10 protein-coding genes are annotated in these 12264 nt (G+C 73.5%); 5 read left to right on the forward strand and 5 right to left on the reverse strand.

Annotation, left to right across the window (positions count from 1 at the left end; genetic code table 11):
* Positions 1 to 274: 274 nt before the first annotated feature.
* The 5 genes from ACZ6S8_RS31545 to ACZ6S8_RS31565 form a co-directional block, all read right to left on the reverse strand.
* Positions 275 to 2236, reverse strand: a complete 1962-nt coding sequence (locus ACZ6S8_RS31545; RefSeq protein WP_469460845.1) for a flavin monoamine oxidase family protein — start codon at positions 2234 to 2236, stop codon at positions 275 to 277.
* Between the two features lie 197 nt (positions 2237 to 2433).
* On the reverse strand, positions 2434 to 3069 hold the full coding sequence (locus ACZ6S8_RS31550) for an NADPH-dependent F420 reductase (RefSeq protein ID WP_469460846.1): 636 nt from the start codon (positions 3067 to 3069) through the stop codon (positions 2434 to 2436).
* Between the two features lie 109 nt (positions 3070 to 3178).
* Positions 3179 to 3520 carry an avidin-fold protein gene (locus ACZ6S8_RS31555; RefSeq protein WP_469460847.1) on the reverse strand — a complete coding sequence of 114 codons (342 nt, stop codon included), beginning with the start codon at positions 3518 to 3520 and terminating at the stop codon, positions 3179 to 3181.
* Positions 3521 to 3628: 108 nt separating this feature from the next.
* Positions 3629 to 4636, reverse strand: a complete 1008-nt coding sequence (locus ACZ6S8_RS31560; protein WP_469460848.1) for an alpha/beta fold hydrolase — start codon at positions 4634 to 4636, stop codon at positions 3629 to 3631.
* A gap of 172 nt (positions 4637 to 4808) precedes the next feature.
* Positions 4809 to 5621, reverse strand: coding sequence for a GntR family transcriptional regulator (locus ACZ6S8_RS31565; RefSeq protein ID WP_469460849.1), 813 nt, complete (start codon positions 5619 to 5621; stop codon positions 4809 to 4811).
* 336 nt (positions 5622 to 5957) lie between these two features.
* Between ACZ6S8_RS31565 and ACZ6S8_RS31570 the strand changes: the two genes are divergently transcribed.
* The 5 genes from ACZ6S8_RS31570 (at position 5958) to ACZ6S8_RS31590 (ending at position 12232) form a co-directional block, all read left to right on the forward strand.
* The gene (locus ACZ6S8_RS31570) at positions 5958 to 7217 is read left to right on the forward strand and encodes an extracellular solute-binding protein (protein ID WP_469460850.1); all 1260 of its coding nucleotides are present in this window, start codon (positions 5958 to 5960) and stop codon (positions 7215 to 7217) included.
* 7 nt (positions 7218 to 7224) lie between these two features.
* Positions 7225 to 8127 carry a carbohydrate ABC transporter permease gene (locus ACZ6S8_RS31575; protein ID WP_469460851.1) on the forward strand — a complete coding sequence of 301 codons (903 nt, stop codon included), beginning with the start codon at positions 7225 to 7227 and terminating at the stop codon, positions 8125 to 8127.
* On the forward strand, positions 8124 to 9068 hold the full coding sequence (locus ACZ6S8_RS31580) for a carbohydrate ABC transporter permease (RefSeq protein WP_469460852.1): 945 nt from the start codon (positions 8124 to 8126) through the stop codon (positions 9066 to 9068). Before ACZ6S8_RS31575 ends, ACZ6S8_RS31580 begins: the two co-directional genes overlap by 4 nt.
* 177 nt (positions 9069 to 9245) lie before the next feature.
* Positions 9246 to 10769, forward strand: coding sequence for a beta-N-acetylhexosaminidase (locus tag ACZ6S8_RS31585; RefSeq protein ID WP_469460853.1), 1524 nt, complete (start codon positions 9246 to 9248; stop codon positions 10767 to 10769).
* Positions 10770 to 10795: 26 nt separating this feature from the next.
* A complete protein-coding gene (locus tag ACZ6S8_RS31590; RefSeq protein WP_469460854.1) occupies positions 10796 to 12232 on the forward strand; it encodes a cellulose binding domain-containing protein in 1437 nt (478 codons plus the stop codon).
* The last annotated feature ends 32 nt before the right edge of the window (positions 12233 to 12264 follow it).

Genomic DNA, 12264 nt, shown 5'->3' on the forward strand with positions numbered 1-12264 from the left:
TTTGCCCCGGGGCGTGACATTTGCGGGCTGGGATTATGGTTGGCCTTACGCCCGGCAGACCCCCCCGCCGCGTGGCGCCCGCCGTTCCCGGTCCCCGCCTTCCACCGCCCCGGCGGGGTGCCCCCCCGGCCGGCGGGGGCCGCCCGGGCGGGGGGCCCGGCGGGTGGGGGACGGCGGGGCGCCCCCGGGGCCCGGGGGCCCCGGGTCGCCGCCCTTTCGCGTGGACCCGCCACCGGTTCCGCGGTGGGCCCGGCGCGGCGTCTCCCGGGCGCCGCTACGCCAGGTGTACTTCCAGGGCGGTCCGCACCGCGGACTCCAGGGCACCCTCGATCCACGCCGGCTTGATCGAGGTGTGGCACCCGGCGAAGTGCAGGCTCCCCTCGGCCCTTCCGACGTGCGGGAACAGTTCGGTGTGCTGGCCCGGCAGCAGCACGGACGCCTCACCGTAGGCGTACGGGTCGCGCATCCAGGACTGGGTGCGGCCGACGCCGGTGTAGAACACCTCGATGCGCTGCCCGAACACCTCCTGGACACCGGCGAGGGCGCGCGGGTAGCGCTCCTCGTCGTCCAGGGAGTCCCACTTCAACGCGTCGTCCGACCAGCTGTAGGCGGCGAGGACGACGCCGCCGGGGCTGCCTTCGACGGGATGCGAGGGCTGGAACATGAAGCGGTTGGGGTTGTCGGTGGCCGAGCCGCCGCCGAAGACGCCGGCCGCCTCGGGCTGGTCGCGGGTGACCACCCGGCAGGCGGCGTAGTGCGCGCGCTGGCCGGCGGAGACGTGGCCCTTGGGCACGGAGGGGTGGGCGCCCAGCAGGCTCCCGTCCGCCGGCGTCTGCCCGGTCTGGTACTTCCGGTGCAGCCCGGGCCGTACGGCTTCCAGCTCGCGCTTCCAGTCGGCCTCGTCGAACTCCCACCAGCGGCGGCTGAATTCGAGCAGCACCTTGGTGGCGGCGTCGTAGTGCAGCTCGGTGACCGCGCGCCGCTTGCCGTACGAGAGCGCCGGGCTGATGGGGATGTGGCGCAGGCCGGAGAAGGGGACGGTGACGATGGCGGTGTCGGCGGTGAAGGTCTCGCGCCGTACGGGGCTGCCGCCGCGGCCCTCGGAGACGGTCTCGACGGTGGCCCTGCCCTCGCCGTGGGTGATGCGGGTGGCGCGGCGGTCGAGCCGTACGAGGTCCTTCACGCGGGAGTACAGCGCGTCGGCCAGGGTGGCGGTGCCGTCGGGCAGTTCGTAGAAGGCGGTGTCGGGGCTGATCAGGGAGGCGCCGATGAAGCTGTGCACGAAGGCGAGGTGCAGGCGGGAGGTGAGGTTCTCGACCGTCCCGATCAGGTCGATGGTCCGCTCGTCGAGCCCGGCCTCCTCCGTCAGGAAGCGGTACATCGACATGTGGCCGTAGCGCTGGATGATGCGTGCCCAGCCCTCGACGAGCGCCCGGTCCTGCTTGCCGTCGATCTCCTTGCGCACGGGGGCGAAGGCGGTGCGGACGATCTGCGCGGCGGGGACGGACTCGTACGCCTGCGGTACCCCGAAGGAACGGTTCAGGGCCTGGGGGGCGCGCGCGTAGTCGGCGCGGCGGACGCGGATGCCGTTGACGAAGATCCACGTCCGGTGGGCGGGGCGGCCGGTCCCGTCCACGTCGACCAGGTGGAAGCGGCGGCGCTTGAGGCCGAGGCCGTCCATCAGCCCGGTGACCAGGGGGTGGCTGTCGGGGATGCGCATCGCACCGGCCTCGGCGTACTGCTTCGGGTCGGCGAAGGGCTGGGCGGCGTTCTCGTGACCGCCGGTGCGGAAGGTCTTGATCCGGCCGCCCACCCGGTTGGCGTTGGCCTCGATGACGGTGACCCGGTGCCCGGCCTCGCGCAGGAGGTGCGCCGCGGTGAGCCCGGCCGGCCCGGCGCCGACGATCAGCACCTTCTTGCCGGGGCGGCGCGAGCGGGGCAGGCCGCTCTTCAGGAGGACGTCGGCATAGCGCGGTACCAGCGGCTGGTCCTCGTCGTCCCGTACGAGGATGGCCCGGGCGACCGCCAGGCAGGACCCCCAGTCGGTGACCGCGGCGGCCGGGGCGGCCTGCGAGGTCTCGGCGGAGGTGGCGGCGACGGCCAGCCCCCCGGCACCCGCGACGGCGGCCGCGCCGGCGATGACGGTACGCCGGGAAGGCCGGCGGGAGGGCGCCCGCGCGGGGGCGCCGGGGGAGCGGGGAGCTTCGGGGACGTCCGGCCCTGCATCGGAGTTCATGATCATGAAGGCAACTCTTGCCGCTCGCCCGGACCCGAACGGCCGGAACGCCCCCGGGCGGCCAAGTACCACCCGGACGTGCGGCGCGGACCGTCCCGTGCTGACGAACGGAGGTTCGGGCGAGCGGCCTCCACCCGGTCTTCCCCCCCGGTCTTCCGCCCGGCCGGACGGCCTTCGGCCCGGCCGGGCGTACGGGGTCACACGGGCGGCAGGGCCCGGGCGGCGACCACGTTGACGTTGAACGTGTGGGATCCCAGACCGCCCGCGATGCCCATGAAGAGCAGGGCGAAGTGCTCCTGTCCGCGTGCGGTGGTGATGCCGCCGATGTCCAGCTGCGACGACGCGGGCCAGCCGAGGTCCGTGAGCAGCCGGCCGGCCGTCCGTTTGGCCTCGGCGTCGTCGCCGGAGAGGAACACGGTGCTCGGGCCGTCGAGACCGCCCGGGGCCGTCATCACGGTGGAGTCCATGGTGCACAGCGTCTTGACGACGGGAGTCAGCGGGAACGCCTCCTGGATCTGTTCGCCCAGGCTGCTGTTGGGGTGCGACAGCTCGGCGAAGTCGTCGGAGAGGCCGACCCCGACATCGATCAGCAGGGTGCCCGCCAGGGCCGGCGCCCCGATGGAGTGCAGCAGCTCCACGGAGACGCCCCCCGGTGTGGCGTTGACGAGCACCTCCGCGTGGGCGACCGCCTCGCTCAGGCCCGCCACGGGCAGCCCGAGGTCCGTCCGTTCCTCCGGACGGCGCGAACCGAGGAGGATGTCGTGTCCTGCGGCGCCCCAGCCGTGGGCCAGTGCTCGGGCGACGTTGCCGGTGCCAAGTAGTCCTATGCGCATGCTGCGACGCTAGCCGCCGCTGCGCTCCGCGAAATCGGGCTGCGGGCCCGCACGGACCGGCACCAAAGGCGTAGGTCCACCGTCTTCCCGGGCGGCCGACGCGCAGGCCTCAGGCCGGGAGCTGTTCGACCACGCTGGTGCCGCTTCCTTCCCGGGACTCCCACGTCCAGGTCTCCTCCAGGCGCAGGCGGCCGTCGGGGAGTTCCGTCACGAGGGAGACGCAGTGCCCGGACGCGGTCGTACCGTCGGCGCGGAGCTGTACGTAGCGGAAGTCGAGGGTGTCGGCGGTCCGCGTGCCGACCAGGTAGCCCGTGACCACGTCCCCGCCGGAGTACTCGGCCCGGACGCGGCCGTCCCGCTCGTGGTACGCGAACCGGGTCTGCCGGCCGACCTGACCGGGTGCCTGGTCGGCCACGGGGGCGAAGACGAGGCCGTCGAGCGAGCGGGCCATGGGTGACTCCTGGGGGCAGGCCGGCCGGGAGGGGGACACCCGGCAACGGGTACGGTCCGAGCCACCCTAAGGGCTGTCCTCCGGGCCGTCCCCGGCCCCCGCCCGGTGTCAGCGGGGCAGGGATTCGAGCCAGGCCGTCAGGAGGCGGTTGGTCTCGGCGGGGCGTTCCTGCTGGACCCAGTGGCCGCAGTCTTCGAGGACGTGGGAGCCGCGCAGGCCCGGCAGGGTCGTGCCGAACGCCTCGACGGCGTCGGCCAGCCACGTGAGGGAGGGGTCGGAGCCGCCGGCGACGAACAGGGACGGCTGGGTCACCGGGGCGCCGTCGAAGCGGGCGAGGTCCTCCCAGTCCCGGTCCATGTTCCGGTAGCGGGCCAGGGCTCCGCGCAGGCCGGTCCGCTCGAACTCCGCGGCGTAGACGTCGAGATCGCCCTCGCCGAGCCAGGCGGGCCGGGGCCCCGCCGGGAACCGGTCGCGGAGCGTTCCGCCGCGGCGGACGAAGTACGGGCCGGGTGCGCCGGGTGCGCCGGGTGCGTCGGGTGCGTCGGGTCCGGTCATGGTGTCCGCGGACAGGGCGGCGTAGAAGCCGGCGAGCCAGCCGCGGACGTCGGGCTCGATCTCGGCCTCGGCGCGACCCGGCTCCTGGAAGTAGGAGACGTAGAACTCCTCCTCCCCGCCCATCCCCGCGAAGACCTCGCCGGGCCGCGGTCCGCCGCGCGGGGTGTAGGGAACGCCGAGCAGGCCCACCGCGCGGAAGACGTCCGGCCGGACCAGGGCCGAGTTCGAGGCGATGGCCGAGCCCCAGTCGTGGCCGACGATCACCGCGGTCCGCTCGCCCAGGGCCTCCACGACCGCGACGCCGTCCTCGACCAGTTCGAGCATCCGGTACGCGTCGATGCCCTCCGGCCTGGAGGAGCGGCCGTAGCCGCGGACGTCCACGGCGACCGCGCGGTACCCGGCCGCGGCCAGGGCCGGCAGCTGGTGGCGCCAGGAGTACCAGGACTCCGGGAAGCCGTGCACGAGCAGCACCAGCGGCCCGCTGCCCTGCTCCACGAGGTGGATGCGGCCCGCGGGCGCGGGGACCAGGCGGTGGACGGGTTCCGTGGACTGCTGCGGCATGGTTCCTCCGGGGTTCGGCGCGCGCCTCGGGTCAAGGCTGCTGTCGATCATCCGGGGAACGGCGGGGCGGCGTCGCGTTCGCTTGCCGTTTCGGCAAACGCGGTCGCGAACGCTCGGGCGCCGCGCCGCGCCGCGCCGCAGCGCGCCTGCCGGGCCGTACCGCTCCGGTGCGTCAGGCGCTCGTGTGGATGTCGCCGCTCGTCGTGGACATGATGATGCCGCGGCGCCCCAGGTCGCCCGGGGGGATGCCCGGGTGGTGGCCGGGCCGGGGGGCGCCGGGGACCGTCGCCCCGAGCGCCAGCCGCGACACGATCCGGTAGCGGTCGCCGCGGTACACCGAGTGCACGTACTCCACGGGGCGGCCGGTCGAATCGGTGGTGAGCCGTTCGATGAGCAGGGCGGGGGAGAGGAGCGGCACGTCCAGCAGGCCCGCCTCCGCCTCGTTGACCACCGTCGGCTCGATCGACTGCTGCGCCTCGTGCACGTAGACGCCGTGGTGGTTGCGCAGGTGCTCGTAGAGGTCGCCCGCCTCCAGCTCGGCGGGTGTCAGTGCCGGTATCAGGTCGGCCGGGATGTGCAGGTGCTCGATCGCCATCGGCGCCCCGTCCACCAGACGGAGCCGTGCGATGTAGAGCAGCTCCGCCCCGGGGGAGATCCGCAGGCGGCGCCCGATCCGGGCGCCCGCCTGGATGGTCGAGTGCTCCAGAACCCTGCTGGACCAGTGGCCCGAGGCCTGCCGGACGGCGAACGCGGCCTCGCCGGCGGAGAGTTCCTGCGTGATCTTCGCGGGGGCGACGAACATGCCGCGCCCGTGCTCCCGTACGAGGGCGCCGGTGGCGACGAGCTCGTCCACGGCCGCGCGCAGCGTCGGGCGGGACACTTCCAGGGTGGCGCAGAGGGTGCGCTCCGACGGGATCGCGTCGCCGGGGCGCCGGATGTCGATCAGGCCGAGCAGGTGCTCGCGGACCCGCTCCCGCTTGAGCACCGCCCCGGGCGCCGGCGCCGATCCCGCCGGCGGGGCTCCCTTGCCCGACCTCGGTGCGGGTCCCGTCGCCCCGGGTCCCGTCGCCCCGGGTCCCGAGTCCCCTCCAGGGGAGGTCTCTCCCACGGTTCGCCCCCTGCCATCTGGTCATCTATCCAACTGGTCATATGCATCTAACCACTTGACTCGCTTCCTCGCGACACTCCCGCTGAGAATCCTGTCGGCGGGGAGGGTTGACGCGATGACTGGGTCATGTCACCTTCTAGCCACCCAGCTGACCACCTTGCCAATTGGTCAACTCGCACGACTCCGTGGCGCGTTCAGAACCCGAGGTGTTCCGTGAAGATCCGTACCATCGCCGGACCGGCAGCACTCCTGCTGGCCGCGGCCGCCGTCTCCGCCTGTGGTTCCCCGTCCGAATCCGGCGGCGACGCGGCCGGCGGCACCCGCCTCACCGTCTGGATCATGCGCGACAGCGTCTCCGAGGACTTCCTGACCCGCTTCACGGACGACTTCCGCCGGCAGCATCCGGACACCACGCTCGACGTCCAGATCCAGGAGTGGGACGGCATCGGGGAGAAGATCACCGCGGCTCTGGCCAGCAAGAACGCCCCGGACGTCATCGAGGTGGGAAACACCCAGGTCGCCCAGTACGCGGCCGGCGGCGGGGTCGCCGACCTCACCGGGAAGACCGCCGAGCTCGCCGGCGCGGACTGGCTGCCCGGCCTCGCCACCCCCGGGAAGATCGACGGCAAGCAGTACGGGATCCCCTGGTACGCCGCGAACCGCGTGGTCGTCTACCACAAGGACCACTTCGCCCAGGCGGGCATCACCGCCCCGCCCCGGACCCGGGACGAATGGCTCGCCGTCACGGCCAAGCTCAACACCGGCGGCCGGCAGGGCATCTACCTGCCGGGCCAGAACTGGTACACCCTCGCCGGGTTCGTGTGGGACGAGGGGGGAGAGTTCGCCGTCAAGGACGGCGGGAAGTGGAAGGGGGCGCTCGACACCCCCGCCGTCCAGCGGGCCATGGACTACTACGGCCGGCTCCAGGCCCTCGGCAAGGGCCCCAAGGACTCCGACGAGGCCAAGCCCCCGCAGGCCGAGGTGTTCGCCAAGGGCGACGTCGCCCAGATCATCTCCGTCCCCGGCGGCGCGAAGGCCATCGAGAAGGCCAACCCCGCCCTCGCGGGCAAGCTCGGCTTCTTCCCCGTCCCCGGACCCACCGCCGACCAGCCCGGCTCCGTGTTCACCGGCGGCTCCGACCTCATCGTGCCCGCGGCCTCCGCGAACCGGGAAGCGGCGTACGAAGTGGTCAAGGCCCTGGCGGGGGAGCAGTGGCAGACCGAGCTGGCCCGGGCCATGAGCTACGTGCCCAACCGCACCGGCCTCGCCCACGTCGTCCAGGACGACGAGGGCACCGCCGCCATGGCGGCCGGCGCGGCACGGGGCCGCGCCACACCCAACTCCCCCCAGTGGGCCGCCGTCGAGGCGACCAACCCGATCAAGAGCTACATGACGGCCGTCCTCACCGGCACGGATCCGGCCCGGGCCGCCCGCACCGCCTCCGACAGCATCACCAAGACGCTGGGCTCCTGAGCCGGACATGCCGAAGCGACCCGGAGCAGGCGCACTCCTGCCCTACCTGCTGATCGTCCCCACCCTGCTCGGCTGCCTGCTCCTGCTCGGCTATCCGCTCCTGCGCAACCTGCTGATCTCCGTCCAGCACTACGGCATGACCGAACTGATCCGCGGCGGAGCCGGGTTCGTGGGCCTGGACAACTACCGCAGGATCCTCGCCGACCCCGAGTTCTGGCAGGTCACCCGGCGCACCCTGGGGTGGACCGCCCTGAACGTCGTCCTCATCATGCTCCTGTCCACCGGCATCGCCCTGCTGCTGCGCCGCCTCGGCCGGAGCCTGCGCGTCCTCGTCACCAGCGGCCTCGTCCTGGCCTGGGCCAGCCCCGTCATCGCCACCACGACCGTCTTCCAGTGGCTCTTCGCCTCCCGCCTGGGAGTCGTCAACTGGCTGCTGGTCACCCTGGGCTTCGAGTCCTACCGCGACTACTCCTGGTTCGCCGACGGCCCCGCCACCTTCACCATCCTCGTCGTCCTGGTCGTCTGGCAGTCCGTCCCCTTCGCCGCGATCACCCTGCACTCCGCGCTGCTCACGGTCCCCGAGGAGCTGTACGAGTCGGCCCGGCTCGACGGGGCCGGCCCCTGGCGCACCTTCCGCTCCCTCACCCTGCCGATCCTCTCGCCCGTCTTCGGGCTCGTCCTGTGCCTGGAGGTCATCTGGGTCTTCCGGTGCTTCGCCCAGATCTGGGCGATCAGCCGCGGCGGCCCCGACGGGGCGACCACCACGCTGCCCGTCTACGCCTACCGCATCGCCCAGTCCCTGCACCGCTACGACCTCGGCGCCGCCGTGTCCACCCTCACCGTGCTGCTGCTCGTGGGCGTGCTCATCGCGTACTTCCGCCGGCTGCTGCGCCAGGAGGCCGACCAGTGAACGCCCCGCCCGCCACCCCGATCGCCCCGGCCGGGCCCGCGGACGCCCGGGCGGCCCGCGCCGCCGTCCCGGCCGCCCGGCCCGTACGCCGTACCCCGGCCCCGGACCGCGCACGCCGCGCGCTCGCGTCCGCCGTACGGACCGCCACCGCCCTGGCGGTCTTCCTCGCGAGCACCTTCCCCGTCTACTGGATGGTGCTGACGGCCTTCAAGCCGACCGCCGCCATCCAGGCGGACACCCCCCGGTTCCTGCCCACCTCGCTGACCCTCGACCACTTCCGCACCGCGCTCGCCGCCGACGGGTTCTGGTCCTTCTGGCGCAACAGCCTCCTGGTCACGGCCGGTTGCGTGCTCCTGGCCCTGATCGTCGCCCTCGGCTCCGCCTTCGCCGTGGCCCGGCTCCGCTGGAAGGGCCGGCGCGGGTTCCTGCTCATGGTGTTCATCGCCCAGGTCGCCCCCTGGGAAGCCCTGCTCATCCCCATGTACGTCATCGCCCGCGACGCCGACATGCTGGACCGCCTCCCCACCCTCACCCTCATCTACTTCATGGTGACCCTGCCCTTCACCATCGTGACCCTGCGCTCCTTCCTGACGGCCGTCCCCGTCGAGTTGGAGGAGGCCGCGCAGGTCGACGGCTGCACCCGGGCCGCCGCCTTCCGGCGGGTCACCCTTCCGCTCCTGGCGCCCGGACTGCTGGCCACCTCGCTGTTCGGCTTCATCACCGCCTGGAACGAGTTCGCCTTCGCCAACATGATCATCATCAAGAACCAGGACGACCGGACCCTGCCGGTGTGGCTGTCCTCCTTCTCCAACGTCTTCGGCACCGACTGGGGCGCGACGATGGCCGCCGCCACCCTCTTCGCCCTGCCCGTCCTGCTGCTCTTCCTCGTCCTGCAACGCCGGGTCGCAGCAGGCCTGACCGGCGGCGCCGTCAAGGGCTGATCCCCCGCATCGCCGGTCCCCCCGCGTCGACCGCCGGCCCCCACGGACGCCGCCCCGCCTGCCGCCCGCCACCTGCCGCCCGCCGTTCCCGTCACCACCGCCCGTCGTCCCGTCAACCCGCCGTCCAGGCCGCCCCGTTCCACCGGACGCCCGACCAGGTGAGGAGCCCCACCGCGCATGTCCCGCCACACCGCCATCGCGCTCGTCCCCCGCCCCGACTCCGTCACGGCCCTGCCCGGCCACTTCACCCTCGACGCCCTCACCGGCGTGCGGGCCGGCCCGGGCGCCGAGGCCGCCGCCGACCTGCTGCGCGAGGCGCTCGCCCCGGCCACCGGGCTGCCCCTGCCCCCGCGTTCCGACGGCCGCGTCGTCTTCCTCCTCGACCCCGCGCTCGGCGGCCTCGGGGCCGAGGGCTACGGGCTCACCGTGTCCACCGAGGCCGTCGTCCTGCGCGCGGCCCGCCCCGAGGGCCTGCTCCGCGGCGTGCAGACCCTGCGCCAGCTGCTGCCCGCCGAGGCCCTCGCCGGGAGCGCGCGGCGCGGCTCCGCATGGACCCTGCCCTGCCTGCGGATCACCGACCGGCCGCGGTTCGCGTGGCGCGGAGCCATGCTCGACGTCGCCCGCCACTTCCAGCCCGCCGCGTACGTACGCCGGTTCGTGGACCTCCTCGCCCTGCACAAGCTGAACGTGCTGCACCTCCACCTCACCGACGACCAGGGCTGGCGGATGCCGGTGGCCGCCTATCCCCGGCTCACCGAGGTCGGCGGCCGGCGCGCCGAGAGCGCCGGCGACGGCCTGCCCCACGCCGGGGCGTACACCCGCGCGGAGCTCGCGGACCTCGTCGCGTACGCCGCCCGGCGGGGCATCGCCGTGGTCCCCGAGATCGAGATGCCCGGACACGCCCGGGCGGCCCTCGCCGCCTACCCGCACCTCGGCAACCGCCCCGGTGCCCGGCTGGACACCTGGACGCGCTGGGGGGTCTGCGAGAACGTGTTCGGCGTCCACGACGAGGTGCTGGACTTCTGCCGGACCGTGCTGGACGAGGTGACCGACGTGTTCCCCGCCCCGTACGTGCACATCGGCGGCGACGAGTGCCCCCGTACCGAATGGGAGACGTCCGAGGCCGCCCGGGCCCGGATGTCCGCGGAGGGGCTGGCCGGACCGGCCGCCCTGCACGGCTGGTTCATGCGGGCCGTGTCCGCCCACCTCACCTCGCTCGGCCGCCGCCCGCTCGGCTGGGCCGAGACCGGCACCGAACTCCCCGCCGCCTTCACCGTGCTGCCCTGGCGGGACCCCGAACACGGCCGCAGTGCCGCCCTGCGGGGCCACGACGTGATCATGGCGCCGTTCCGCTCCACCTACCTGGACTACCCGCAGTCCGCCGACCCCGGCGAACCCCGCGGCCAGGACGGCGTGCTCGACCTGCGCGGCGTCTACGACAACGACCCCGCGCCCGCCCACTGGGAGCCCGAGGCGGCCGGCCGCGTCCTCGGCACCCAGGCCCAGCTGTGGACGGAGTACGCGCGCACCCCCGCGGAGCTCGAGTACCTGGCCTTCCCCCGGCTCTGCGCCCTCGCGGAGACCGCCTGGTCGGCCCACCGCGACTGGCCGGCCTTCCTGCACCGGCTCGACCGGCACCGCACCCGGCTCGCCGCCCTCGGCGTGCGCAGCCGATCCCCGCACACCGTTCCCGCCCCGTGATCCCCCCACCCCGAGAGGAACGCACCATGCGAACCCCCACCCGGCGCACCACCGCCGCCCTGGCCATCGCCCTGACGGCCGCCCTCGGCTCGGCCGCCCTGACCGCACTGCCCGCCGGCGCGGCCGGCGAGTCGGTCAAGGTGCAGTACCGCACCAGCGCCGGCGGAGCCACCGCCGACCAGGTCGAGCCCTGGTTCAAGGTGGTCAACAACGGCACCACCACCGTGGCGCTGAACCAGGTCAAACTCCGCTACTACTTCAAGGCCGACGGCCCCGCCACCCAGTACCGCTTCGCCTGCTCCTGGGCGGTCAAGGGCTGCGCGAACATCACCGGCACCTTCGGCACCCTCGCCACCCCGACCGCGACCGCCGACCGCTACCTGGAGATCACGTTCACCGGCGGCGCCGGCTCGCTCGCCCCGGGGACCGACACCGGAGACATGCAACTGCGCTTCCACCGCGCCGACTGGCAGACCCTGAACCAGTCCGACGACTACTCCTTCGACGCCGCCCGCACCGCCTACGGGGACTTCACGAAGGTCACCGCCCAGGTCGGCGGCTCCACCGTCTGGGGCACCGCCCCCGGCGGAAACACGCCCGACCCGGAACCCAGCCCGACCGGCCCCACGCCGAACCCGACCGACCCGGGCCCCTCCGGCGCCACCCTCTTCGACGACTTCGACTACGGCTCGCACGCCGACCCGGCGATCGCCGCGCACGGCTGGAGCGTCCGCTCCAACGCGGGCGGACCCGGCGTGCCCGGCGCCACCTGGGCACCCGAGAAGGTGACCTTCGCGCGGGAGGCCGGGAACTCCGTCATGAACCTGGAGACCTCCACGGCGGGCACCGGCGAGAGCACCAAGCACACCGAAATCCTCACCCGGGCCAGCAAGTTCAAGAACGGCACCTACGCGGCACGGGTGAAGTTCTCCGACGCGCCCACGTACGGCCCGGACGGCGACCACCTCGTCCAGACCTTCTTCACCATCAACGACCTCAAGGCCCCCATGGCCGACGACTACGCCGAGTACGACTTCGAGTACCTCCCCAACGGCGGCTGGGGCGAGCCGGCCAACATCCTCTACACCACCTCGTGGGAGACCTACCGCCCCGACCCGTGGGAGGCCGTCAACCAGCACTCGGAGGCCCGGACCAGTTACGCGGGCTGGCACGACCTCGTCCTGACCATCGACAACAACGCGATCACCTACTACGTCGACGGGCAGCTCTTCGGCACCCACGACGCCCGCTACCTGCCCGAGCGCCCCATGTCGATCAACTTCAACCAGTGGCTGATCGACCTGAACGGCCAGCCCGGCACCACGGCCCGCGCCTACGACCAGAAGGTGGACTACGTCCTGCACGTCAAGGACCAGGTGCTCACGCCCGCCCAGGTCGCGGCCAGGGTCGGTGCCTTCCGCACCGCCGGAACCACCTTCCAGGACACCGTCCCGAACGGCTGACCCCCGTCCTGCCGGCGCTCCGGGGCGTACGA

It is taken from the genome of Streptomyces sp. NPDC048461 (genome assembly GCF_055587105.1).

Bases quoted from the DNA above. Each gene is read 5' to 3' on its own strand.
- ACZ6S8_RS31585 (WP_469460853.1), top strand. From the start codon at position 9,246: ATGTCCCGCCACACCGCCATCGCGCTCGTCCCCCGCCCCGACTCCGTC.
- ACZ6S8_RS31575 (WP_469460851.1), top strand. From the start codon at position 7,225: ATGCCGAAGCGACCCGGAGCAGGCGCACTCCTGCCCTACCTGCTGATC.
- ACZ6S8_RS31550 (WP_469460846.1), bottom strand. From the start codon at position 3,069: ATGCGCATAGGACTACTTGGCACCGGCAACGTCGCCCGAGCACTGGCC.
- ACZ6S8_RS31560 (WP_469460848.1), bottom strand. From the start codon at position 4,636: ATGCCGCAGCAGTCCACGGAACCCGTCCACCGCCTGGTCCCCGCGCCC.
- ACZ6S8_RS31545 (WP_469460845.1), bottom strand. From the start codon at position 2,236: ATGAACTCCGATGCAGGGCCGGACGTCCCCGAAGCTCCCCGCTCCCCC.
- ACZ6S8_RS31590 (WP_469460854.1), top strand. From the start codon at position 10,796: ATGCGAACCCCCACCCGGCGCACCACCGCCGCCCTGGCCATCGCCCTG.
- ACZ6S8_RS31555 (WP_469460847.1), bottom strand. From the start codon at position 3,520: ATGGCCCGCTCGCTCGACGGCCTCGTCTTCGCCCCCGTGGCCGACCAG.